22 protein-coding genes are annotated in these 24,640 nt (G+C 55.8%); 10 read left to right on the top strand and 12 right to left on the bottom strand.

Features of this window, described 5'->3' with window-relative positions; translation table 11 throughout:
- Position 1: 1 nt before the first annotated feature.
- Entirely contained in the window at positions 2 to 535 is a 534-nt protein-coding gene (locus tag CAUR_RS16420) for a shikimate kinase (RefSeq protein WP_012258976.1), read from the top strand.
- A 351-nt stretch (positions 536 to 886) separates the two neighbouring features.
- Positions 887 to 1,039 (top strand): hypothetical protein, encoded by a 153-nt coding sequence (locus tag CAUR_RS16430; RefSeq protein WP_242604950.1) that lies wholly within the window; start codon positions 887 to 889, stop codon positions 1,037 to 1,039.
- Between the two features lie 84 nt (positions 1,040 to 1,123).
- On the opposite strand, the gene clpB is transcribed toward CAUR_RS16430, so the two are convergent.
- The gene (gene clpB / locus CAUR_RS16435) at positions 1,124 to 3,709 is read right to left on the bottom strand and encodes an ATP-dependent chaperone ClpB (RefSeq protein ID WP_012258977.1); all 2,586 of its coding nucleotides are present in this window, start codon (positions 3,707 to 3,709) and stop codon (positions 1,124 to 1,126) included.
- A 168-nt stretch (positions 3,710 to 3,877) separates the two neighbouring features.
- On the opposite strand from clpB, the gene CAUR_RS16440 reads away from it, so the two are divergent.
- The 5 genes from CAUR_RS16440 to CAUR_RS16460 all read left to right on the top strand — a co-directional run bounded on the left by CAUR_RS16440 (position 3,878) and on the right by CAUR_RS16460 (position 10,294).
- The gene (locus tag CAUR_RS16440; RefSeq protein WP_012258978.1) at positions 3,878 to 4,486 is read left to right on the top strand and encodes a ComEA family DNA-binding protein; all 609 of its coding nucleotides are present in this window, start codon (positions 3,878 to 3,880) and stop codon (positions 4,484 to 4,486) included.
- Between the two features lie 312 nt (positions 4,487 to 4,798).
- On the top strand, positions 4,799 to 6,223 hold the full coding sequence (gene pyk / locus CAUR_RS16445) for a pyruvate kinase (RefSeq protein ID WP_012258979.1): 1,425 nt from the start codon (positions 4,799 to 4,801) through the stop codon (positions 6,221 to 6,223).
- A gap of 331 nt (positions 6,224 to 6,554) precedes the next feature.
- Positions 6,555 to 7,487 (top strand): cobalamin-binding protein, encoded by a 933-nt coding sequence (locus CAUR_RS16450; RefSeq protein WP_242604951.1) that lies wholly within the window; start codon positions 6,555 to 6,557, stop codon positions 7,485 to 7,487.
- A gap of 46 nt (positions 7,488 to 7,533) precedes the next feature.
- Positions 7,534 to 9,417, top strand: a complete 1,884-nt coding sequence (locus CAUR_RS16455; protein WP_012258981.1) for a hypothetical protein — start codon at positions 7,534 to 7,536, stop codon at positions 9,415 to 9,417.
- Between the two features lie 70 nt (positions 9,418 to 9,487).
- Positions 9,488 to 10,294: an IS5 family transposase gene (locus CAUR_RS16460; protein ID WP_012258982.1), complete on the top strand. Its 807-nt coding sequence runs from the start codon at positions 9,488 to 9,490 to the stop codon at positions 10,292 to 10,294.
- A 99-nt stretch (positions 10,295 to 10,393) separates the two neighbouring features.
- Here CAUR_RS16460 and CAUR_RS16465 read toward each other — a convergent pair whose 3' ends face one another.
- The 4 genes from CAUR_RS16465 to CAUR_RS21600 all read right to left on the bottom strand — a co-directional run bounded on the left by CAUR_RS16465 (position 10,394) and on the right by CAUR_RS21600 (position 12,924).
- Positions 10,394 to 10,975, bottom strand: coding sequence for a hypothetical protein (locus tag CAUR_RS16465; protein WP_012258983.1), 582 nt, complete (start codon positions 10,973 to 10,975; stop codon positions 10,394 to 10,396).
- Positions 10,976 to 11,121: 146 nt separating this feature from the next.
- Positions 11,122 to 11,388: a hypothetical protein gene (locus CAUR_RS16470; protein ID WP_012258984.1), complete on the bottom strand. Its 267-nt coding sequence runs from the start codon at positions 11,386 to 11,388 to the stop codon at positions 11,122 to 11,124.
- Positions 11,389 to 12,019: 631 nt separating this feature from the next.
- The gene (locus tag CAUR_RS16475; RefSeq protein WP_015909355.1) at positions 12,020 to 12,235 is read right to left on the bottom strand and encodes a hypothetical protein; all 216 of its coding nucleotides are present in this window, start codon (positions 12,233 to 12,235) and stop codon (positions 12,020 to 12,022) included.
- On the bottom strand, positions 12,232 to 12,924 hold the full coding sequence (locus CAUR_RS21600; protein WP_273068715.1) for an RHS repeat-associated core domain-containing protein: 693 nt from the start codon (positions 12,922 to 12,924) through the stop codon (positions 12,232 to 12,234). Before CAUR_RS21600 ends, CAUR_RS16475 begins: the two co-directional genes overlap by 4 nt.
- 145 nt (positions 12,925 to 13,069) lie before the next feature.
- On the opposite strand from CAUR_RS21600, the gene CAUR_RS16485 reads away from it, so the two are divergent.
- A complete protein-coding gene (locus tag CAUR_RS16485; RefSeq protein ID WP_015909357.1) occupies positions 13,070 to 13,432 on the top strand; it encodes a hypothetical protein in 363 nt (120 codons plus the stop codon).
- Positions 13,433 to 13,853: 421 nt separating this feature from the next.
- Here CAUR_RS16485 and CAUR_RS16490 read toward each other — a convergent pair whose 3' ends face one another.
- From CAUR_RS16490 to CAUR_RS16510, 5 genes are all read right to left on the bottom strand, one after another.
- Positions 13,854 to 15,368, bottom strand: coding sequence for an MDR family MFS transporter (locus CAUR_RS16490; protein ID WP_012258986.1), 1,515 nt, complete (start codon positions 15,366 to 15,368; stop codon positions 13,854 to 13,856).
- A gap of 884 nt (positions 15,369 to 16,252) precedes the next feature.
- The gene (locus CAUR_RS16495) at positions 16,253 to 17,257 is read right to left on the bottom strand and encodes a patatin-like phospholipase family protein (protein WP_242604952.1); all 1,005 of its coding nucleotides are present in this window, start codon (positions 17,255 to 17,257) and stop codon (positions 16,253 to 16,255) included.
- 147 nt (positions 17,258 to 17,404) lie between these two features.
- Entirely contained in the window at positions 17,405 to 17,575 is a 171-nt protein-coding gene (locus tag CAUR_RS16500) for a hypothetical protein (protein WP_015909360.1), read from the bottom strand.
- Between the two features lie 249 nt (positions 17,576 to 17,824).
- Positions 17,825 to 18,313 carry an anthrone oxygenase family protein gene (locus tag CAUR_RS16505; RefSeq protein ID WP_012258988.1) on the bottom strand — a complete coding sequence of 163 codons (489 nt, stop codon included), beginning with the start codon at positions 18,311 to 18,313 and terminating at the stop codon, positions 17,825 to 17,827.
- Between the two features lie 24 nt (positions 18,314 to 18,337).
- Positions 18,338 to 18,817, bottom strand: coding sequence for a DUF2269 family protein (locus CAUR_RS16510; protein WP_012258989.1), 480 nt, complete (start codon positions 18,815 to 18,817; stop codon positions 18,338 to 18,340).
- Positions 18,818 to 18,919: 102 nt separating this feature from the next.
- Between CAUR_RS16510 and CAUR_RS16515 the strand changes: the two genes are divergently transcribed.
- Together CAUR_RS16515 and CAUR_RS21785 are read left to right on the top strand one after the other, a co-directional pair.
- On the top strand, positions 18,920 to 19,909 hold the full coding sequence (locus tag CAUR_RS16515; protein WP_012258990.1) for an AraC family transcriptional regulator: 990 nt from the start codon (positions 18,920 to 18,922) through the stop codon (positions 19,907 to 19,909).
- 347 nt (positions 19,910 to 20,256) lie between these two features.
- Positions 20,257 to 22,740, top strand: a complete 2,484-nt coding sequence (locus CAUR_RS21785) for a winged helix-turn-helix domain-containing protein (RefSeq protein WP_273067051.1) — start codon at positions 20,257 to 20,259, stop codon at positions 22,738 to 22,740.
- A gap of 203 nt (positions 22,741 to 22,943) precedes the next feature.
- On the opposite strand, the gene CAUR_RS16525 is transcribed toward CAUR_RS21785, so the two are convergent.
- Complete coding sequence (locus CAUR_RS16525) at positions 22,944 to 23,726, bottom strand: head GIN domain-containing protein (RefSeq protein WP_012258992.1); 783 nt, start codon at positions 23,724 to 23,726, stop codon at positions 22,944 to 22,946.
- Entirely contained in the window at positions 23,723 to 24,505 is a 783-nt protein-coding gene (locus CAUR_RS16530) for a CPBP family intramembrane glutamic endopeptidase (protein WP_012258993.1), read from the bottom strand. The genes CAUR_RS16525 and CAUR_RS16530 overlap by 4 nt, the downstream gene beginning before the upstream one ends.
- Positions 24,506 to 24,640 lie beyond the last annotated feature (135 nt).

Below are 24,640 nucleotides of genomic sequence, written 5' to 3' on the forward strand. Positions count from 1 at the left end.
TATGGTGTGGGATCCAAACTGGCTGGATCGGCCTGTAGCACTGGTTGGTTTAAGTGGATGTGGCAAGTCAACCCTGGCCCGGTTGCTGGCACGCGCCCTGAGCTGGCCCTGGTACGATACCGACGCGGCGATTGCCGCCGCCGCCGGTATGAGTGTGGCCGATCTGTTTCAGACCTATGGCGAGGCCGAGTTTCGCGTGCGCGAGACAGCCGCGCTGACCGAAGCACTGCGTGAAGCGCAGGTGATTGCTACCGGCGGTGGCATTGTCTTGCAGCCGGAAAACCGACGTATGCTGCGCGAATATGCGACGGTGATCTGGCTGGATGCTGCTGATGCGACGATCCTGACCCGGCTGGCTGCCGATGCCGAACAACGCCCATTGTTGCACGGCGATGCCGCAGCGCGACTGGCCGAATTACGTGCGCGACGTACACCGTTGTATGCTGAAGTGGCTGATGTAATCATCGCCACCGATGGCAAAACACCGCTTGAACTGGTGCAGCAGGTGATAGCGGCGCTTCGTCAGGGGCGATAGAGCAGGTCAACAAGTTGACATAATAATATCCAGGACAGACAACCCCGGTTGTCTGCCCTGGATGCAGATTCATTAGCGTTCTTTTCAACCGCGATAGTTGCACGGCGATGCCGCAGCGCGACTGGCCGAATGACGTGCGCGACGCACACCGCTGTATGCTGAAGTGGCTGATGTAATCATCGCCACCGATGGCAAAACACCGCTTGAACTGGTGCAGCAGGTGATAGCGGCGCTTCGTCAGGGGCGATAGAGCAGGACGATAAGTTGACATAATAAAATCCAGGACAGACAACCTCAGTCAGGTGTCTGCCCTGGATGCAGATTCATTAGCGTTCTTTTCAACCGCGATAGTTGCACGGCGATGCCGCGGCGCGACTGGCCGAATTACGTGCGCGACGCACACCGCTGTATGCTGAAGTGGCTGATGTAATTATCGCCACCGATGGCAAAACACCGCTTGAACTGGTGCAGCAGGTGGTAGCGGCGCTTCGTCAGGGGCGATAGAGCAGGACAACAAGTTGACATAATAATATCCAGGACAGACAACCTTGGTTGTCTGTCCTGGATGCAGATTCAGCAACGTACTTTTCAGCTGCGGCGGAAGACAAACGTCCCGTTCTCGACATCAACCACAATCGTGCTGCCCTCCGGGAAGGCCCCCTGGAGCAATTGCAGCGCCAGCGGGTTCTGGATGCGTTGCTGGATGACCCGCTTGAGCGGGCGAGCGCCGTAGACCGGATCATAGCCTTCGGCAGCCAGTTGGGCACGGGCTGCGTCGGTCAGCACCAGATTGAGCTTACGGTCGGCCAGCAGTTTGCGCAACCGGTTGAGCTGAATCTCAACGATCCGGTCAATGTGTTCGCGGCTGAGCGGCGAAAAGACGATCACTTCATCGATCCGGTTCAAGAACTCTGGGCGGAGCACACCCCGCAATTCTTCCATAACCGCCGCCCGGATTTCGCTTTGGCCGGCGCCGGCGCGCGTCAATTCCTGAATCGTCGTGCTGGCAATGTTACTGGTCATGATGATGACCGTGTTCTTGAAGTTGACGATCCGGCCCTGGCCGTCGGTAAGGCGGCCATCATCGAGCACTTGCAGCAAGACGTTGAAGACATCGGGATGCGCCTTCTCGATTTCATCGAACAGAACGACGCTGTAGGGTTTGCGCCGCACCGCCTCGGTCAATTGACCACCCTCGTCGTAGCCAACGTAGCCGGGAGGCGCACCGATCAGTCGAGCAACGGAGTGTTTCTCCATGTACTCGGACATATCGATCCGGATCATCGCCTGCTCATCGTCGAAGAGGAACTCGGCCAGCGCCCGAGCCAGCTCGGTTTTACCCACACCGGTTGGGCCAAGGAAGAGGAAGCTACCCAACGGACGGTTCGGGTCTTGCAAGCCGGCGCGCGCACGCCGTACTGCGTTCGAGACGGCAATCACCGCTTCATCCTGACCGACTACCCGCTGATGCAGGCGCTCTTCCATATGCACCAGCTTCTCTAGCTCACCTTCGAGAAGCTTCGTGACCGGAATACCCGTCCACTTCGAGATGATCTCGGCAATGTCGGTTTCGGTCACTTCCTGGCGCAACAGGCGGCTCTGGCTACCAAGTTGAGCTTCGGCAGCCTGTAATTCGCGCTCCAGGCTGACCAGAGTACCGTATTGCAGCTCAGCCGCCTTGTTGTAGTCGTACTGCCGTTGGGCCTGCTCGATGGCAGCGCGCGTCTGTTCGATCTTCTCTTTGAGCTGCTGGATACGCTCAAGTTCCTGTCGTTCGCGCTGGATTTGCGCTTCAAGCGCACTGCGCTGCTCGCGCAGATTGGCAAGCTCCTGCTCTAGCTTCTCCAGCCGCTCTTTGCTGGCCTGATCTTTCTCTTTGCGCAGCGCTTCCCGCTCAATTTCCAATTGCATTATGCGCCGCTTGAGGTCGTCAAGCTCTTGCGGATCGGATGTGATCTCCATGCGCAGACGGGCCGCTGCTTCATCGATCAGGTCAATAGCTTTGTCGGGCAGGAACCGATCCGAGATGTAGCGATCCGAGAGCATTGCCGCCGCGATCAGCGCACCGTCAGTAATGCGCACACCGTGATGGGTCTCGTAGCGCTCTTTCAGACCACGCAAGATCGAGATGGTGTCTTCAACCGACGGTGGATCAACCATCACCGGTTGGAAGCGTCGTTCAAGCGCGGCATCTTTCTCGATGTGTTTCCGATACTCATCGAGCGTGGTTGCGCCAACCATGTGCAGCTCACCGCGGGCCAGCATTGGCTTCAGCATATTCCCGGCATCCATTGCCCCCTCGGCTGCACCGGCACCGACCACGGTATGCAGCTCGTCGACGAACAGAATAATATCGTCGCGCTCCTGAATCTCTTTGAGAACTGCTTTCAGTCGTTCTTCAAACTCACCCCGATATTTAGCGCCGGCAATCAGGGCGCCTAGATCAAGTGCAATCACCCGTTTATTCTTGAGCGCTTCTGGCACATCACCGCGTACAATGCGCTGAGCCAGTCCCTCTACGATGGCCGTCTTACCAACACCCGGCTCACCGATCAGCACCGGGTTGTTCTTCGTGCGCCGTGAGAGAATCTGGATTACACGCCGAATCTCTTCATCACGCCCGATCACGGGGTCAAGCTTATTCCGCGCTGCCAGCTCGGTCAGATCACGTCCGTACTGTTCCAGCGCCGCATAGGTGCCTTCGGGCGTCGGGCTGGTAACGCGCTGAGCACCTCGTACTTCACGCAGCACCATCAACAGCTTATCGCGGGTCAGACCGGCCTGTTTGAGAACTCGCTCGGCACCGCCGCCGGCATGATCGAGGATCGCCAGCAAAAGATGCTCGGTGCTGACATATTCATCACCGAATTGAGCCAGCTCATCGTGGGCTTTGATCAACACGGTGCGGAGCCGCGAACCGAGCTGTACCTGAGCGCCACCGCCACTCATCCGCGGGAAGCGGCTAATCTCATTATTAATCTGCTGCTTCAAAGCGCCAACCGGCAGGTTCAGCTTCGCCAGAACCTGGGGGACAACACCGTCACTCTGGTCGAGTAGCGCGTAGAGCAGGTGTTCCGGTTGAACTTCCGCATTGCCGAGCCGCTCGGCTGCTGCCTGTGCTGCGGCAATGGCCTCGTATGATTTTTGCGTAAAACGATTTGTATTGAAGGACATACGTCCACCTCCTTAACAGTTTGTGCTGATGTTACTGTAGCATTGCGGTATCTGTCGTGCGATAGTGCAATGTTAACGTTCTATTGGAAATCTCAGAATTGTGCGTTACTTTTGCCCCTGATTCACGGTTTCATATATGACGACATGTACAGAGCAAAGGGGGCAACCGTGGACGATCAATATATTCCTGCGTTACCCTGGTATCGCCGACCGCAACGGTTGATCGCGATTGTATGTGCGGTCATTGGGGGACTGTTAATTGCCTTTGGCCCAGAGATGCGGTTCATCATCGCGTCTGACGAAGCACCTGCTGTCCTCGATGATCAGATGCTGAAGCTGCCAACCCCTACCGTCGCCTTGGCAGTCGTCTACGTTTCAGGGGCAGTCGCCGCGCCGGATGTCTATCGGCTACCGCTCAATGCACGGGTGATTGACGTACTGCAAGCAGCGGGTGGTCTGACCGATCAGGCAGACATCAGCGGCCTCAATTTAGCTGCTCTCGTTCGTGACGGCGAGCATATCCGGGTGCCGTTTGCGGGTGAAGCTGTTGCGTTACTGGTAGCCGATGTGCAACAGACAGGATTGCTTGATCTTAATCGTGCAAGTGCTGCCGATCTCGAAGAGCTACCTGGCGTTGGGGCAACACTGGCTGCCCGCATTATTGAACGGCGTGAAACGCAAGGCCCTTACCGTAGTGTGGAAGAACTGCGGGAAGTGAGCGGGATCGGTGAGAAACTCTTTGCCCAGATTGCGCCGCTTGTCACAATCGGCCCGTAGGCAACTATTTCGTTTACAACCTTGCACAAAATAGCATAGTAGCATATACTCGCAGTGGCACACAGGTGATGGGCAGGAATGCCGGGCATACCCTCTGCCGGCAGGATGGCGGTGCAAGTGCTTGTTGAAGCGCTGAGTGGATCAACTAAAGGTTCTGATGCGAATGTCTTTACTATGCGCTACACGCTCTGATCTCTACTCATCGAGCCGATGATTGCAAAGGGTATCTACAAACCCGATAACTGCTCAACTGCACCTGTGAAGCAGATGAAAGAAGCCGGTACAGGCATATAGCGTCAAATGCGGAGGTATATGCGTCGCACAAAGATTGTTGCCACTCTAGGGCCGGCGACCAGCACCCCTGAACGGATCGCCGGACTGATTCGGGCCGGTATGAACGTCGCTCGGCTCAACTTCTCGCATGGTACCCATGCCGAGCACGCAGCACGGATTGCAATGGTGCGACGGGCAGCGGCGGAGGCTGGACGGCATGTAGCGATTCTGCAGGACTTGCAAGGCCCGAAGATTCGTACCGGGCCACTTGAAAATGGGCAACCGGTTGAACTGGTTGCCGGACAGCGGTTTGTGATTACGACTGAGCCGATCGTTGGCGATGCGCATCGAGTCAGTACCACCTATCGTGCGTTGCCACTCGATGTTCGTCCGCGGGATCGGATTCTTCTCTCAGATGGCCTGATCGAGCTGGTTGTGACCGGCCATACCGACACCGAAGTGGAGACGGAAGTCGTTCACGGTGGTCGGCTCCGCGAACATCAAGGGATTAACCTGCCGGGAGTGCGGGTCAGTGCTCCGGCTGCAACCGAGAAAGACCTGGCCGATCTGGCGTTTGGTCTCGAACAGGGAGTAGATTATGTCGCGCTCTCGTTTGTTCGGCGCGCCAGTGATGTGCGTGAGGTGAAAGAGTTTATCCGGCGGGCAGGTAAACAAACACCGGTCATCGCCAAGATCGAGCGTCCGGAGGCGCTTGACGTGTTGCCGGAGATTCTGGCTGAAGCTGACGGGATCATGGTGGCGCGTGGTGATCTGGGCGTCGAGATGCCACCGGAGCGGGTGCCGATTGTGCAGAAACAGATTATTGCCGCCGCCAATCAGGCGCTGCTTCCGGTCATTACGGCGACCCAGATGCTCGAGTCGATGATCCACAACCCGCGACCGACACGGGCTGAGGCCAGTGATGTGGCGAATGCCATCATTGACGGCACTGATGCCGTTATGCTCAGTGGCGAAACCGCTGCTGGGGCCTATCCGATTGAAGCGGTGCAGATGATGGCATTAATTGCTGATGCGGTTGAAGCATCGTATACCGGTGGCCAGCACTCGACAACACCGCGGTGGTCGATTGCGCCGGCGCAATCGACGCCGCGTGCCATTGCCGCAGCAGCATGCACAATCGCCAACTCATTGCCGGTACGTTTCATTGTCGTTCTCACCCAAAGCGGTGCGAGTGCCCGTCTGGTATCGCACTACCGGCCTGAAGTGCCAATTCTGGCATTCTGTCCCAGTGAAGAGACCGCCCGCCGTACCAGTCTCTACTGGGGTGTCACCCCCATTGTGATCGAGGCGCGTGATCGCCTCGACGAACTTGAACAACAGATTGTGCGCATGATGCGCGAAACCGGAATGGTTCGAAAAGGCGATTTGATCGTACTGAGCGGCGGCCATCCGGTTTACCGCTACGGGCCGACCAATTTCCTAAAGGTGATCACGATAGAGTAGGGTGCGTTGCAGAAACCTACAAGGCCGGGCAATGATGATCAGTGTCCACAATGACCATCGAGAACAAAAAGCTCGGCCACGAAGGGAACTGCACGCCCCGTCATCTGATCAAAAGACACTTGTCAGACGATTACAATCGAAGAACAGTGAGTGCGGAAGCCCGCCTTCCGCACTCCAAACGCGCCATACGTGTGTTCAGGGCGCAAAAGGGGATTAGCGCGGAAACACCTTGCCATTTCTCTACTTTCTATTTCCTATTTCCTATCTTCTCTCTTCTGCTCATCCTTGACAGTCATCATATCGGGTGTTACGCTGTAGCAAAGAACAGACCATGTCAAGCGTGAAGACCATGCGCATTGTCTCGCTGCTACCAGGAACAACCGAAATTGTCTGTGCATTAGGTCTGGCTGACCATCTGGTAGCTGTGACCCACGAATGTGATTATCCGCCGGAGGTGAAAGGACTACCGGTTGTAACCCGGAGCCTGCTCGACGAAACAGAGACCGCTTCCTCTTCCGAGATAGATACGGCTGTACGTGAACGTGCTCGCAATGAACTATCAATCTACGAGCTTGACATGGAGTTGCTATCATCGTTACAGCCCGATATTATCTTAACCCAGGCGTTGTGTGATGTCTGTGCTGTACCGCTGCATCAGGTCGAGGCCAGTCTGGCTAACCCGGCGATCCAGGTGCTTTCATTTGAACCGGTTGATCTGGCCGGTATTTTTGGTTCGATCAAAGCGATTGGGCGTGCGTTGGGTGTGGCTGAACGGGCCGAACATCTCGTCAACGAACTCACAGCGCGGGTTGAGCGAGTGAAGACACTGGCAGCGCAGGCAACTTCACGGCCACGGGTGGTTTGTATCGAATGGCTCGATCCGGTTTTCGGTCCTGGCCACTGGGTGCCCGAAATGGTAGCAATTGCAGGTGGTCAGCCACTCCTTGGCACTGCGGGTGGGCATTCGCGACGGATCATCTGGACTGATGTGATAGCGAGTGCGCCTGAAGTATTGATTGTGATGCCGTGTGGATTCACGCTTGAGCGAACGATTGCTGAAGCGCGCGCTATTCTTCCCCAACGAGCCGGTTGGGATGCGCTACCGGCGGTACGAATGGGAAGAGTCTTTGCGGTAGATGGTAACGCCTACTTTAGCCGACCCGGGCCGCGGATCGTTGACAGTCTGGAATTATTGGCTTCCATGATCCATCCCGAACTGTTTGCCGGTTGGGGGCCGACAGGAGCGAGTGCTGTTATACAGTGAGTAGTGATCGATCCATCACATATACAAACCACGACGAGAGGGGATTATGGAGTCACCAAACATCACAATTGCGCTAGCCTTGCAAATACTGGCTACAGAAGTAGATAAACCAATGCGCATTACGCAACTGTGTGATGTAATCAATGAGCGATGGTCGATCCGTTTTTCAGCCGGCTTCGTCCGTTCCCGCCTCAAGAATGATTATGCCCGGCTTGGATGGTTACGAATTAACCAGAGTCAATACCTGCCGCTGCGGGTAGCGCTTGAAGGAGTACAGTTTCGTTGCTGGCCTGGCCAGCAACATATTGAAAGTGGTTCGATACCTCTCATACTCTTATATCCTTTCGTGTCTCGTGTTGAGGATTCAATAACATGGATCTACGATGAGGAAAAGAAAACGCTAGCGGTTATCAGCCTTCGGGACGATGTCGATAGTTATCATGTTGTTAAACTTCAGAAATGGTTTCAAAAGCAACATTTTGCTCCAGGCGATAGTATTATTGTGAAGATACACTATCGACAGATCGGTGTTCGACTCGAACAACATTTGTACTTTACCCATGAACGAGCGGCTGACTTCCGTGCTCAGGCAGTCATTGACCAGGAGCGTGAATTGGTCGAGGCGGCGGTTGAACAGTACAGAAAACTCGGTCGTGACCAACCCACACCCTCTGATCAAATTGTGTTATCGGCCATTGCCGGTAAGCCATGGCGAACGTCGTACCCTGGTCGACCGTGGCAATATTTGTTGCATGCAGATGGTCGTCTGGCATTGATTTCCGATGGCCTGCTTGTTCAGTCTACCGGATTGCAGATCTCTTCAGGCGGGCCGTTACATCAGCCGGCGACCATGAATAGTGACATTGCTACACTGCAATCACATCTGCCGATTGATCTCAAACCGGCTACTCCTTCATCTACTTCGGCATCACGGAAGGCGCCTGCCTTATCGCCTGCCGATCTGCGTGCAAAAATACTGGCGGAAATTACTGCATTACAACAAGAGATTCAGCATTCGCGTGAACAGGACAGGCAAGCTGGAATCTGGAATGGTATACTGACCAACCGTTCACGGGAAGCGGATCTGAAAGAGGAAGAAGATGTCCTGATGGAAGAATTGGACGATCTTGTCAACGACATCTTCTTTGAATGGCAGGATTCCATGCTGCGTGAAGCTGATCGGATCAGTGCGCGATTAAATGAAGTGCTACCGTTAGAGGTAAAACGGAGACTGGCTCAAGCCGAACCAGAAGAAGTGGAAGGTATCTTGAGCAATCAACTGCCGTATCTGTTTCAAAAGGCGCCTGATCTCTTTCCCAGGATAGACTTACCGACATCTTCGTTGCCAAAGTCTGTCGATACATCATTCAATCAACAGCAAAACCTTGAGGAAATGGGCTTTGAGATAAGCGATGATTGGGATGATGATTTTTGGGATGCAGAATTTGATGAAGATGATATAGAAGATGAGACGGAAGACGATAGATACTTTCAACTGATTGATCAAAGTCTGACATTGATCAATCTGTACATAGATTATTTGCAAGAGACTGGCAAAAAATTATCGACTGCTCGCAACTACGCCAGGCCCCCACGACTTTATGCCGATTTTCTAGCATCATTCTACGACCGTTCTCTGGATCAAGGTGATTACGCAACGCTTGACGAGTTTTTGTTTTATTATTACCCTTATCATTACGCTTACAGTTCAGGGAGCGAGGTGCGAGAGATTTGCATAGCGCTAAAAAGGTTCTATGCTTTTCTCAAAGAACGTGGTTTGATTGACAGTGACCAGTTTGCCGAAGCGATGTGGCAACGGCGGTTTCAGGCAGCAAAACTCGCTAACCTTTACAAGCAACTGGCAGATAAATATGCCGATCAGACCGATCTGCTAGAGCAACTGTTTACACCTTATTTCTCCAAACGTTGACACGTGTCTGGTATTGGTGATCTTAGAGCCTGTTATGGACTTTTCGGTTCTGCTCGTATATCCTGACGCTATGACACGAAAAGCCTATCCCAGTGATGTTTCCGATGAGGAGTGGGCGTTTGTCGCGCCCTATTTGACGCTGATGGACGAAGCAGCGCCGCAGCGGAACTATTCCCTGCGCGAAGTCTACAACGGGCTGCGCTACCTTCTGCGTACCGGTGCGCCGTGGCGGATGCTGCCCAACGACGTACCGCCGTGGCACGTGGTGTATCAACAGACCCAGCGCTGGCTGAAAGCGGGCGTGTTTGAGCAGATGGTGCATGATGTGCGGATGCTGCTGCGCGACATCACCGACCGCACACCCCAGCCCCGTGCCGTCATTATGGACAGCCGGACGCTCCAATCGACGCCGGAAAGCGGGGAACGTGCTGGCTACGATGGACACAAGCGGCGCAAAGGCTCGACGGTGCATCTGGCGGTGGATACCCTGGGGCACCTGCTGGCGGTTTTGGTCACGCCAGCCAACGACCAAGACCGGGCGCAGGTAGCGGCACTGGCGCAGCGCATTCAAGAGGTAACTGGCGACACGGTAGCGGTGGCCTTCGTTGACCAGGGCGACCCTGGTGAGCAACCGGCAGCCGATGCCGCCGCCCACGGCAGTCGCCTGGCGGTGGTCACGCTGCCGACCGCCAAACGGGGCGTTGTCTTGCTGCCGCGGCGCTGGGTGGTCGAGCGCAGGTTTGCCTGGATGACGCGCTTCCGTCGCCTGGTGCGTGACGACGAACGTGTGGCAGCGACGCTGGCCGGCTTGCATGTCGTTGCCGTTGCCATCTTGTTGGCCCATCGGTTTGTCGCTCTCATGGTTCAAAGTTCATAACAGGCTCTAATCTACGTATTGCGCAAAAACTAAATTACCGGCCTGGTAGGTATAGAAGGTCTATACAAACTTCCTATCAGCGAATCGCATTGGTAGTGTTCAACGCATGGTGATTGGTAGAAATGGATGCACAGGAATATCCTCAAGACCTGCCAGCGCTCGCACGCGTGGGTCGCGAACGGCGTACTCGTATGATGCGTGTATTCCTCGATCCATCAGGAATTCAATAACGATGGTTGAGACAAGGTAGCCCCACACCCCGATACTTCTCAGCCAGAGGTGCCTGTCCTGATCGCCGATCTCGATACACACCACCCTATCACGCTGATCGATGAATGCCGCAATCGTGATCGACCCTCCCAAGGCTACTGGCCAAAGCACTGGGGCAAGCGCGCTGAACAGATTATCTCCTTGGATCTCCTTGACCCGATCCAGAACCTTCTGCCACATTGTAAGCCCATCCCGATACAATCCCCACGGGCTACACAGTCGGTAGTAATCAACTAACTCTGCATGCGGTTGTTCCCCACAGAATGCCGCAAGCTGCTCAATCTCCTCTGGTGTGAGACCGGGCCCGTCGACGATGGTGACGTACAGACGCGCTTCGACATCCTTGATCCACGCAATCAGGGAGTCAGTAAGTCCCACCGGAGGTGGCGGTACGTCGAATTCTTGCCACATGGCGTCTTGCCTCCTGGTCATTCCAGTTCTCGCAACGCTTTCTTGTATTGATTGCGGGTCATCCCAGGTCCCGGAACAATCTCACAATGGGCACGGCAGGCTCGTGGTGAGAGACGGGTTGGATCGCTAGGGGTTCGAATAACACCTCATCCTTTCGCTTTGATCTGTGCTACCGTTTGCTCCACCGTAGTGCTCTCAGGTCGAAGCTCCCGCAAGACCTCTTCGGCGCTTATCATACGCTTGTCAAAGACGAACAGATCTGTTTCACCTGAACAGAGTTGAAAGCCAGGTTTGCCTGCTTCAACAACACGCATCACGATATCAGCGTCGTCCAGCCGGGCAACGGCCTCCACCTCCGCCCCACCCCGCGCCGCCGCCTGCGCCGCCCCCGCCGCCTCATCGGCGTGGGCCATGGTGGGCAGGGTAGCGGCGATGGTGTCGGCGTGGGCAGCGGTGCACAGCGCATCGGCGATGAGGCGGCGTGGATAATGCCAGGCTGTTCAGGTTAGTGGCCAAAGCCAATCCGCTGGTTTAGGTCAGGCCGTTCTGATGGACATCGTAAGATCATAAGCGATGCGGGCGATATCGACGACGAAGCGCCTGCATCGCTGTCCAGTAGCTTAACCAAGCGTTGCCGGAGTGTGTGAAGATAGCGGGCAGGCGTATCGCCACGATCGCTCAGCATCTGAGCGAGTACCACCAGTCACACGTGGATCTCCTTGCTGGTATTCGACGGCGACATCTCGACTATTGCGCCGTGGGAACCCTGGCGTGTTGCTACCTAAAGATAGCTGAGCATGAACAGCGGACGTTTGTGGAGCATCAGCGATGGACTGTTGCTGGACTGCTATAGCTGTGCCCACTCTGCGGTTTGTCCTCCAGTGTTTAAGCGTGCAGGTGCCGTACACACGTGCATGCGAGCGGTTCAACCGATTACTCGAACTCGTCCACAGTCAAACTGGTAAGGGCCAAGGCACAGTCGACTTTGGTCTTGATATCCTGATAAAGTACCGGGATACCATACATTGTGATCATCTCTAATAGCTATAAGTGATCGTTGGTGACCACGGCGAGTGCATCCTGCAGCGCTGCGATGAGCGCTCGGCAGTCCTGTTCTGCCAAGAAGACTTCGATGTCGCCGTTATGCTCGCGTGATAGGCAGAGGCCAATCTGCGCCCCCACCACACGCACGAGGACCACGGCTTCCTCTTGGGAATCGACATCCGTAAAACGGATCACTGCGATATCTTGCGAAGTCATTGAACCTCCACCCACAATCCCGGTATATCCTCACCCGGAAGATATCGGACATGAGGTTTGCCTGGTGTATCAAGATGCCAGTGCGGCCCTCGATGGTAAGCAGGCGCAGTCGTGTGATAGGGATGCTGTTCATAGGTGATTTTCACAGTATCGGATGGCTTCCATACCACTTTGCTCCTTCCAGGCGTCCCTGCTGTATCTGGAATGCGTTCTCCCTGCAGACCGAGGAAATCATCCATCTCCTCTGGCGTATGGGGCCATCGAGGAGGCGTGCCGCCAACGACATCTGCCCCCGCCCCACCCCGCGCCACCACCCGCCCCGCATCCGCCCCCTTGCTCCCCCCGATGATCCCAACCCGAAGCAAGTCATCGCGGGGCAAGCCGACCGGCAGCATGTCATCAGGTTCGGCCGCTTCCAGCGCGGCGGTCAGGGCCAGGTTGGCGGTCGCCGCGCGCTTCTCCTCAGCAGGAGCCTCCGGGTCGGCCAGCGTGCGGGTGGCTTGGAAGGCATCCCACGCCGTCCAGCCGTCGTCAATCGCCTTTAGCAGCGCCAGCCCGCCAGCGATGAGCACCGGCAGCAGCGGCAGATGCCCCGTCGGGTCGGTGTATTTCAGCGGATTGTTCAGCGCATACGCATAGCGGTTCAGGTCCTGCGGATTGACCGGGCCGCTGCCGGCGCTGCGCCACATCCCCTGCGCCGTTGCATCGCTCGGCCAGACGGTGAGCGGCGGGCTGCCGGGGATGATGGTGTCGGCAGAGAGAAACTGCCCGATGTCGGGATCGTCGTACCGTGCATGATACGACACCAATGCGCTGGCGTCCAGGTGCTGTCCGATGGCGGTGAACGTGGTCGGACGGATGCCTCCCGCTGCACACAGCGGCCCACGGGTCGTCGTACTGCACCCCGCTCAGCCCGCTGTCGCTGCGCGTCACCGCGCTCACGCTCCCCACCTGGTCGCTGTGCAGATACCACGTCCCCTGATCGCTGCGCCTCACGCCGATGACATCGGCGCCAAACCGATAGCTGTGCGTCGTTGCGCCGCCCACGGTATGCTCCCAGCGGGCGACGGTGACGACCATTCACTACCGGTCAGGCTTTTGTTACGCATGACCGATCCTCCTGACATTAAGCGACCATCCTTTGCCAACCGGACCGGCCTGGCAGAGTTCGTGCCATCCACAGGTTTATTCCCATAGCGCGGGAGAAGGGCTGGTGGTGAGGGTCACAAGGAAACAGTCAAATGAATGCAGATCACCAGTAGGAGCACCTGGCCATGCGAGCCTATAGCTAATTGTGTCTGGAGGATTGGGACGTGCGGGAAGACTCGGCGGATGAACATTCTTTTGCGAGCCGGAGGCCCGCGCTCCCAGCGCCTGGGGTGGGTTATTGGGAGGTGAGGGAGGATGCAGCGGATGAACATTCTTTTGCGGGCCGGAGGCCCGCGCTCCCAGCGTCCAGGGATGGCTGGACACTTGCCGGTAACGCCGCCTGCATCCGTTTCCCCTCACCTGTCATCCTTGAACTTCCTATCTCTTATCTCCTATCTCCTAATCTTCTATCTCCTATCTTCTATCTCCTATCTCCTACCTCCTATCTCCTACCTCCTACCTCCTCCCCCTACCCCGCCTGCTGTGGCGCAACTTCTTTCGCCGTAGTTACCTCTTCGCGCTGTTCACGCTTACGGCGCAGATCATCAGGGCTGTGCGAAGGGGCCAGAAATGTCACTGCCAGTGCCAGCAATGCAAACACCAGCGGCGCGGCAAAGACTGCGGTCAGCGCAGCCGCCAGTGCCAGCCGTGGCTCGCCGGCAAGGGTCATCGCGGTTGCTCCCTCGCCGATCAGTGCTTCAACCGGAACGGCATCGGCTTGTAAGCCGCGTGCTGCCAGCTCTGCACTCAACCGGTTCGTCAGTAAGGTGCCCAGCACAGCCACCCCAATCGTCCCGCCAATCGTGCGCGAAAATTGCAAACTCGCGGTTGCCGCTCCCAACACGTTGCGGGCCACCGTGCTCTGCACTGCTATCAAAAACGAGGGAATGCTGGCACCCATGCCAATCCCCATCAGCCCCAGCGCAATGGCCAGTTCAAGCCGACTCATATCGGGGCGTAGCCGGGCCATGAGGATGGCACCCGCTACAAACATGACCATCCCGCCAATCGTGAGCGTGCGATAGCTCATGCGCAACAACAGCCGGCCACCGATAATGCTGGTAAAGACCCATCCCAGCATCAGTGGCGTCAGGGTGGTGCCGGCCTCGGTTGCGCTTGTGCCCAGCACCCCCTGCGCGAAGAGTGGCACGTAGTTCATGCTGCCGAACAGCACACCACCGGCCAGAATGCCATGGAGACAGGCAATCGCGAATGTGCGGTCACGCAACAGGTGAAACGGGAGAATTGGTGCCGGTGCCCGCAGTTCAACCATCACCAGCAAGGCCAGCGTTGCTACAGCAGCGCTTAACATAAGAATGCCGCTGGGCGTTGTTGGCTGATCGAGTCCGAGCAGCAGTAGAATAATTCCGACGCTCAACAACAATGCACCGGCAATATCGATGGGTGGTCGTTTGGCGTTTGCACGTACCGGATCACGCCACGCTATCCAGACCAGTGCCGCAGCGATAGCCGCCGGAGGGAGGTTAATCCAAAACACCCAGTGCCATGAAATCTGATCAACCAGAAACCCGCCGATCAGTGGGCCAATCACCGAGCTGATGCCCCACACCCCTGAAAAAAGCCCCTGCACCTTTGCTCGCTGGTCAAGCGTGAAAATATCACCGACGATGATAAAGGCCAGTGGGAGCAGTCCGCCGGCGCCCAACCCCTGGAGTGCGCGTGCTGCAATTAGCATAGGCATTGTGGTTGCCAGCCCACACAAGAGTGAACCCAGGCTAAAGATAGCGATTGCTACCATATAGACCGGCCTGCGTCCGAAGAGGTCTGACAGACGCCCGAAAATAGGGCCGGCGGTCGTGCTGGTCAGCATATAAATGGCAAAAACCCAGCTAAAACTCTCAATGTCACCCAAATCGCGCACAATGCCCGGCATGGCTGTAGCGATAACGGTCGACTCCATCGAAGCCATAAACAGGCTCATCATCACGCCCATCGTGATCAGGATAGTGTGTTGGCGACTCACAAAGGCTCCTTGTTATACGTGTGTGGTTGACCTGCTTGCACGGGGGTTATTTGCGTCTCCATCGCCGCCAATTGTCTTTATAAGAGGGTTGGTTGGCCGGCGGTATCCGACGTAGCGCAACGGAAATTGGTGAATAGTCCAATATTGCCCTATTAAATAGTACCTTGAAATTGTGCGTGATGCAAGCCGTGAAGTCGATGTTTCAGACGGAAACTTTCGGGGCAGGAATCAGGGGCCGCCCCAGCGCCCCCTCACCCTCTTTTCCTATTTTCTCCTCTCCTAATCTCCTGTCTTCTATCTTCTCCTCTCCTAATCTCCTATCTTCTATCTTCTATCTTCTCCTCTTCTAATCTCCTATCTTCTATCTTCTATCTCCTCCTCCGTGCCCCCGCGTCTCTGTGGTGCAACAAAAAAACAAGCGCACAGAAGGAAGGGGCCGCCCCAGCGCCCCCTTACCCTCTTTTCCTATCTCCTATCTCCTCCTCCGTGCCCTCCGTGTCTCTGTGGTGCAACAAAAAACTAGAACCTGTTTCAAAAAACATCTCCTATGAGGGTATCTCATTCGTTGCCGACCGGTTCCATGATCATAACGAGCACATCCGGCATTCGCGTGACCAGCCGGGTCAACGACCTGACACGTGCCAGATCGTGCGTACGGCTGGCGCGGCAGCATGGCTGCCGCACGCCAAACGTCGCGACACGCGGATGATGAGCGAGCAAGGCAACCAATCCAGCGCGTGATGGCACCGGAGATGGTTATTAGAGCGCGATAGTACAGCGTTTTATGAAATAAGTTCTAGCGCACAAAATGAGGGAGCTATCCCAGCGCCCCCTCACCCTCTTTATCTATTTCCTATTTCCTATCTTCTATCTTCTATCTTCTACTACACCGTCCCCGCTGCTTCTGGACGTGAACGCGCCGGTAGTCGGTTTGAGCCAATCATTACCGAACGCTTCCGTTCGATCTTGCGCGCACGGCGCGGCTGTGGTTGAACCGCCAGTTGCGTACCGTTCCGCCACAGCCGCAGATCGATCAGCTCACCGGCCAGCTCACGTGCAGCTTCCAGCCCGATGGCATACCCCTTTTCGGGGGTGCTCAAATCGAGCGTATGGATGGACGCAACATCAGGCTGAATCAGCACATCGGGCGGATGCTGCTGCAAACGCAGCTCGGTTGCTTCCGCCATCAGCAAACTCAACGCACGCTGGGCAACTGCAAACTGCTTCGGCGCAAACATAAAACGCGCCAGCAGGCTATCGTTCTCTTCAGGTTGGAGCGAGAACCCGGCCTGGGCATCGCGCAAATCAACCGCGATTACCCGCTGAGCACCCAGCTCATACGCCACATCAACCGGTAAATTGTTGAGAATGCCGCCATCGGCCAGGAGCATGTCACCGTAGGGCACCGGTGGGAAGAGCGCCGGGAGTGCGGTGGTTGCCAGCAATGCCGGCACAACTGGCCCCTCGTTAAGGACAACCGTCTCGCCACTGACCAGATCGGTTGCCACGACCGCACATGGCAGGTTAAGATCGGCAAAGGTGCGGTCACCGAGGAGACGATACAGCATCTCCTCCCGCCGCCGCTGGCCGATAATGCCGGTGCCGGTTGGGTCGGGAGTAGCAATACGGCGCAATGCGCTCTGGCGAAAAACGTCCTGGATCGCAGCGAGATCAAAGCCCGCAGCGTAGAGCACGGCAACCGCACCTCCTGCTGAGGTGCCAACAATCAGGTCAATCGGAATATCGAGTTCCTGAATCACCTGCAAGACACCGATGTGCGCTGCCCCCTTGCCGCCGCCGCCACTCAGGGCCAGCCCGATCCGGCGCGTCTCAGGGGGCGGTGCCGGTCGTTGCAGTCGTTCGCGGATGGTTGTAATCCAACGTGTCATATTCATAGTTTCAATTATACGCAACGTGTCTAGCCCGGCGAAAGCGACTTGCGACTGATACTGAGATGGCTTATCCCTTGCAGAGGCTGGTATATGTCAGACATCCACTTCCACGCTGTGTGATGCGCAACATCTGGAGTGCGGAAGCTATGCTCCGCACATCCCGTGCTCGATCTGGGTGCGTGTTGTACCGGTTACGCTGTCGGTTGTGAGTATGAGATGAGGGTTAACGACCATCTGCGGTGCCATCACGCGCTGGATGGGTGGCCTTGCCAGCTCCTCATGCGCATGTCGCAGCGTTTGGCGTGCGGCAGCCATGCACACGTTCCGGTGGGTGTCACGCCATGATGAGCAGCACGACGTTGCCCTCAACACCGGATGGCGTGATCGGATGAGCGATGTGGGGAGCAGCCAGTTCCCATTGGCGTGCTACGTCACGTCTCACGATAGCAATCCGGGTTATTCACATACTCCGTGTCCTCAGTGTCTCTGTGGTGGCAAAGGTAGCAACTTTGGTTAGTAAATGTTTTTGCTCTAGCGTGACTCAAGGAAAGGTGTTCCCTTCGCCTACCCTTCAGGCATCTCGAAAGACGCCCAAATCATCAGCAAAAAGCTAACGTAATTAATCGGCGTGCGGATGGCGTTGAGCGTGTTCCACGTGCTGCGAGCGTTCTCCCAGTCGGCGGGCGGCGCTGCTGGATCCCAGGCCAGTACAGCATTATTGATTGGAACATTTAGAACAATTGTGAATATCCCAACCCCGAAGAAAAAGAGCGCCCAGCCCAGTGCGGTAAGACGCCAATAGGCAGTGTTACGCTGTTGCCACAGACGCACCAGTGGATACAACGGCAACAGCATCGCCAGATTGGCAACGACAATCACGCCTGTCGGGAAGGCATCGAGCGAGCGAATAAGCCCTTGTTCGACTCTGGCGTATTCCGTGGCGTTCAGGGTCATCAAGGCGGGGATGACCCCCTGCTCAAAGGTGTAGAGCAAACCGGCAAACAACCCAATTGCGAACGTGGATATCAGATGAACGATGCGAATGCTTTTCACGCGAAACTCCTTTGCTGCAAGCAATTACCATAGTGGCGGCTCGAAGATCTTGAGCAGCACGATGATCACCACCAGCACGCCCATCAATGCACCGACCTGATTGGATCGCTGTGCCAGCATTTGATACTCTGGGTCGTTGATCCCGCTGGCTTCCAGGGTTTTGATCTGACGGCTAAGCAGTGGCGTATACACGCCATAGGCGATTGCCATTGCTACGATGTACAAGCCTATGGCGACCCATAGAAAAGGTGCGACGGCTTTGCCCATCGCAATCATCAGTACGCCGGTGACTCCGCCTGCGAGATAGCACGGATTGGCGACATAATCGTCAATGAACTTGACGCCGCGCAGGGCAAACGCCATGCTGGCCGGGTCCTTTGTGCCCCGGATAATCCAGATGACATAACTTGCATTCAAGCCAACGGCAACCATTGTGGCAAAGATATGCACGAATACGAGCAGGGTGTAGATCAAGGGTGGTGCGCCTTCGGGTGGTACGTGCATCGCAGACCTCCATTGACTGAACCGAATGCTTTGACTATAATCCACACTATCTGGACAGTCTATAGCTATGAATCCGTTTTTCTTTGCCAATCGTCCGGGATTATGGATACGCTTACCTACATTCTCAATCTTGCGCGCCTGAAGAGTAGCGTCTATTGTCGCTCTGAACTCGGTTCACCCTGGGGACTGCACTTTGCCTCACGTTCCTGCGCGGTTTTTCACGTATTGCACCGTGGCAATGGCTTTTTTCGGGTAGCAGGAACACCTGAATGGACACCGCTACGTGAAGGCGATCTGTTACTCTTACCCCATGGTCAGGAACATCTCCTGCTAGAGACGCCTGATACGCATCCGCTGCGCAATCTGGAACTCGATCAGTGGGGGAAATGCGCCCTGATGCGCTGGAGTGATATGCCCAGCGCGGTGCTGTTGTGCGGCACATTCGATTTCGAGTATGTGCATGCAGCATCGCTATTCCGGTATCTACCAGACGTGATTCACATTCCGTACCACGCAGCACGGCCGCTCAATCGGGTCCTGGAGTTGATGGCAGATGAGGCCGAGTCGCAACGACCGGCGAAAGAGGTTGTCTTGCGCCGCCTGGCCGACATTCTGTTTGTGCAGATCGTGCAGTATTGGGTGGAAATGCATGGCACGCAAGGTAGTGGCTGGCTGGGTGCCTTCCACGACCCGCTGATCGGCAAGGCGCTGGCACTGATGCATGCACACCCCCAGCAGGACTGGCAGGTAGCCTCACTGGCACGTGCGCTGGCGTGTTCGCGTTCAACGTTTGCCGCCCGCTTTACGGCGCTGGTCGGTGAGCCACCGATGGAATATCTGACGCGCTGGCGGATGCAGATAGCGTCGCGCCTGTTGATTGAAGACCCTTCGTTGCGTGTTGGTGAGGTTGCCGCTCGTGTAGGCTATCGCTCCGAGGCAGCCTTTAGCAAAGCGTTTAAGCGCCTGATCGGCATCGCGCCCACCGCGTATCGCAGCGCGGCGGGGCATCGCGTTGAGGCAACTCGACCTGAAGTGCATATCGGTGTTCGTACTACCGAAGCGGTAGCGACAGGCGCAGGTATGCATACCTGATGCCTTGAGGTTATTTGGGAAACCCTGAACATCTGGTGCGTGAACCGCCTGAATTGCAGTGATGGGTACGCAACGATGCGCTCGGATTTTACTTGAGTTACAGATGAAGTTATAATGAAGCCCTTAGCCGATGGTCGCAGGTTGCAGTCTATCATTTTATGCAATCTACGTCGCAGTTTACCTTAATCACCTGTATGCCAATCCCCATCCTGCAAACAAAACTCCATCCACCATCTCTCGCAGACTGCTTTGTCCCCCGCCCTCGGCTAACTGAACGGATTCACACCGCTCTTAATAACAGGCTCACTATTATCGCTGCCCCACCAGGCTTTGGCAAGACCACTGTAATGGCTGCCTGGCTTGCAACGAATACATCCGAAAATGTGGCATGGTATTCACTGGAAGAAGACGATAATGATCCCATCTGCTTTTTTACCTGTATTGCTGCTGCGCTTCAGACCGTAGCCCCTGTTTCTGCACTTGAGTCTGCGCTTGGAGCAGCCGTTGCCAACCCCCGCGAGCTGACCGTGGCCCTGCTCAACGATCTCTTTGTGTTTTCAGACCGAAGTGTTGTTCTGGTGTTCGATGATTACCATCACATCACCCGGCAGCCCATCCACGACGCGCTCGTCTATCTGATTGATCATCTCCCCAACAACATTCACCTCGTCTTCATCAGCCGCGTCGATCCTCCCCTGCCCCTGGGGCGCTGGCGCGTGCGTGGACAGTTGACCGAGATCCGAGCCGATGATTTGCGCTTCACCGAAGCCGAAGCCGCGCAGTTTCTGAACCAAACGATGGGGCTTTCGTTGAGCGCCGAAGCCATCCGGACTCTGGAGGAGCGTACCGAAGGCTGGGTAGCGGGATTGCAACTTGCTGCGCTCTCCCTGCAAAAATCCTCGAACCCTGGTCAAATCATTGCTGCGTTCGCGGGCAGTAATCGCTACGTGGCAGACTATCTCACCGACGAAGTGCTTGCGCGCCAGCCTGAGTCGCTGCGCGATTTCCTGCTGAAAACATCCATCCTTGAACGGTTCAACGCAGCGTTATGTAATCATCTCTTACAATGTGTCTGTTCCGAATCCATACTTACAGACCTGGAACGTGCCAACCTGTTCATCATTCCCCTCGACTCGGATGCCAACTGGTATCGCTACCATCATCTCTTTGCCGATCTGTTGAAGCGGCGGCTTGCCCAGGCCAACCCTGCCGGGATTACCGATCTTCATCGCCGTGCGGCGGAATGGTTCGAGCAAAACAATTTTACGCTCGACGCCATCCGTCACTGGATTGCTGCTGATGAGCCTGAACGGGTCGCTGCTTTGATGGAACGCACGCTCAGTCAAAGCTGGGGACATGCAGAGCTTGCCGGTCTTATGCATCGAATCGAGGCGCTGCCCGATACTGTGCTGGCAAAGTATCCCATCCTCAGTGCCTTTCTCGGCTGGACATGGCTTTGGCTTGGTTACGACAATGCCCGCACGCTGCCGTTGCTTGAACGCGCCGAAAGAAACCTGAAGGACGAGCCGCAAGCCAGCTATGCCCGTGGACGTTTTCAGGTCATCCGCAGTTATATCGCCCGGGCAGTCCACAATGATGCACCGCACGCCTGGCTACTTGCGGAACAGGCATTGCAACAACTTGCCGAACACGATTTGCTCTGGCGCGGGTTTGCCCAATCTAATATTGCCATTGTGACGCATTCGATGGGACTGGGTCTTGCCCAGACGGAACGTGCATACAACGAAGCCATTCGGCTCTGCCGTGCCGCGGGAGACCCAACCACTGCCTGGATTGCCGAGTGCGCACGAGTGCAGGTAGTGCGCGAATGCGGCGACTTGCAGCGTTCCATGACCCTGAATCGTCGTTTGATCGACATGATCGAGCGACAGGGCGCACCAGCGCTGGTGCGCGGCTGGGTACATATCAACCAGGCGCTTGGATATTACCTGATCAATGACTTGAAGCATGCCTGGCTGGAAGTCAATATGACGCAAAACCTGCAAACTCAAAGCAGCGGCATGCCTGATGTCAGTTTACGCCTGTATGCACTCTTGACCAGACTTGAACTGCTCAACGGCAACGAAGCCGCTGCTCGCCAGGCAGCCGATGACCTGGTTACCCTGGCATACCGCGGTGGCGTGACCAATGCCATAGATTGGGCGTATGCCGTCCGCGCCGAGTTGATGTTCAGGCTCAAAGATTGGGCAGCGTTCGACTCGTATGCGCGGACGTATCAACCGCCGCAGCAGCCGCTGTTCTTTCCTTACCGCTTGCAGACGCTGCTGCAAGTGCGTTACCTGACGCGCCAAAAAGCCTGGAATGAGGGTCGCCGTCTGGTGGCGGAGCAGGTGCGGCTGGCGCGCGAAGCGGGGTATGTCGAATACGAGATGGAACTGCACATCGTCAGCGCGTTACTAGAGCAGAAGGCGGGGAATCCTTCTGTCGCAATGAACATGCTGGGGCGTGCGCTGGAAATTGGCAAGGCAAACGGCTATGTGCGCATCTTCCTTGAGGAAGGGGAAGAGATGAGACATCTGCTGACGCAGATCCACAGGTTGCGCAGGGATGATTTTGTGGCAGAGTTACTGGCGGCATTTGGCAAACCCGCGCAGGTGGTACAATCATCCCTGATTGAGCCGCTGACCGAACGCGAAATCGAAGTGTTGCGGTTGATTGCCGAAGGATTGTCCAACCCAGAAATTGCGGAAAAACTTGTTCTCTCGGTTGGCACGGTCAAGACCCATGTCAAACATATCTACGGCAAGTTGAACGTGGATGACCGTGTGAAAGCGGCAGGTATGGCACGCGAACTGGGATTACTTAAATGAAGGACATCCGAAGGCGACTGTTCCTTATCTGACAAGAAAAAATGTGAAAGATCATCAGTAATCCGAAAGAGACCAACAGAATATTGCCTGGCAGCTTTACGCTGATTTTTCTTTCTTGTTTTACTCTATTCCGTTGGAATTGATAATTCTGCTAACAGGGATTGACCTTCCATCAATTTGAAAGGTCAATCCTATCACGAGTTTTAGCTGTCCAGTTTGCTCAGATCGCCGCCACCGCTGATCTTCTTGGTCAATGTAGGCGAGCCGAGATACCTCACATTGCCGCTACCGCTGATGGACACATCCAGCGTGTCCACTGCCCAGACCGTAACATCACCGCTGCCATTGACCGCCACCTCCACGATGGATGCCTTGAGTTTTTCTGCCAACAGATCGCCAGAACCAGATACTTTTACATGTAGTCTATCGGTTGTACCCGCCGCCTCCATCAAACCCGAGCTGTTGACTTCGGCAAGGATAGTCTTTGCCGCCACGTTGGGCAGGATCATGTCGCCCGAACCGCTGATGCGGACGGAGAGTGAAGCCACATCCAGGTTGACGAAGGTCACATCGCCAGAGCCGTTGATGTTGATGTCCAGTGAGTCTGCGGTGAAATCCTCCACGCGGATATCCGCCGAGCCAGAAAGGTCAATGGCGCTCAATTTGGGCAGGGTCACGCGGTAGATGAGCGTCTCAAATTGCAGCATGGAGACCTCGGGGGTGGTACGCAGAGTCAGCACGCCCTTCTCCACCTCCACCTGCAAAACGGGCAGGATGTTGTCATCGGCTTCGATGCTCAGGCTGAAGTTGTCGCCCTGTTCGATGTACATCACGCCTGATGTCCCAAGGCGGATCTGATCGAAATCGCGTACATCGAAGGTTTGGGTGACCATGTTTCCCGATCCGGTCACCGCGCCAGGCGGGGTGAAACTACACGCGGAAAGCGCAACCACGAACACGAGTAACCAAACGATAAGTTGTTTCATGATGTTTCTCCTTGTTGCCTGTAATGGCAATGATTCACGCGGTTAGGATCGATATCTTCCCTGTAACCGCGCAGCAAATAGACACCGTACAGTGCCATCAGCCCCGAAATAACGACCTTCAAAATCGGGATGTACAGCGCCACTTCGCCCGCTTCCATGCCGCCTGTGGCGCTGAATTGCAGGAAGTCATTGAAGGCATGGAGCAGCACCAGCGGCACGACACTGTTCAAGCGGATGCGCAGTGCGCCAAGACCGATTGCTCCCAGAAACGAAGCAATGATTTGCGCCAACACGAAGATAGGATCACGCCCGACCAACAGCGAGTTGATATGGATAATGCCAAACAGCCCTGCCGAGATGAGCACTGCGTTCATTACGCCTTGTGGTCTGAGCGCATGCAGCAGCACGCCGCGAAAGATTGCTTCTTCCTGAAAACCGATCAACAGCGTCACAATAAGCAGGACGATGATGTTGCCGGGCGCGGGAAGTTGCGGTTGAAACAAGAGCGTTGGTCCAATCAACAGCACCAGCGGCACGAGTAAAAGGTGTACATTCTGCCATTGCGTTGGCGCGTTGAAGCCTGCCTCGCGCCACCAGCCCAAAACGGAAAGGATGACGATGGCAAGTAGTGCGTTGAGCATCAACAGCGGCAGGTCGAGCGCGACCAGCGGTACACCTGATGCCTTGCTAAAGAAGAACCCCGCCAGAACGAACACTTCAAGCACGAGTATGACGAGCACGGAAAATACCAACGGTTGTCTTGTAATCAGGTTTTTCATTTTTTCCTCCTTGCTGCCAAGTGTAGGGCGGGGAGCTGCTTTTTCCATCTCCCAATCGGGAGATTTCAGTCGGGGGATAAACTACCCCCATCAATCCCTCCATGGGGAGATGGAGGGATTGATGGGGCTGTATTA

Origin of the sequence: Chloroflexus aurantiacus J-10-fl, from assembly GCF_000018865.1 — a bacterium.
GTDB lineage: Bacteria > Chloroflexota > Chloroflexia > Chloroflexales > Chloroflexaceae > Chloroflexus > Chloroflexus aurantiacus.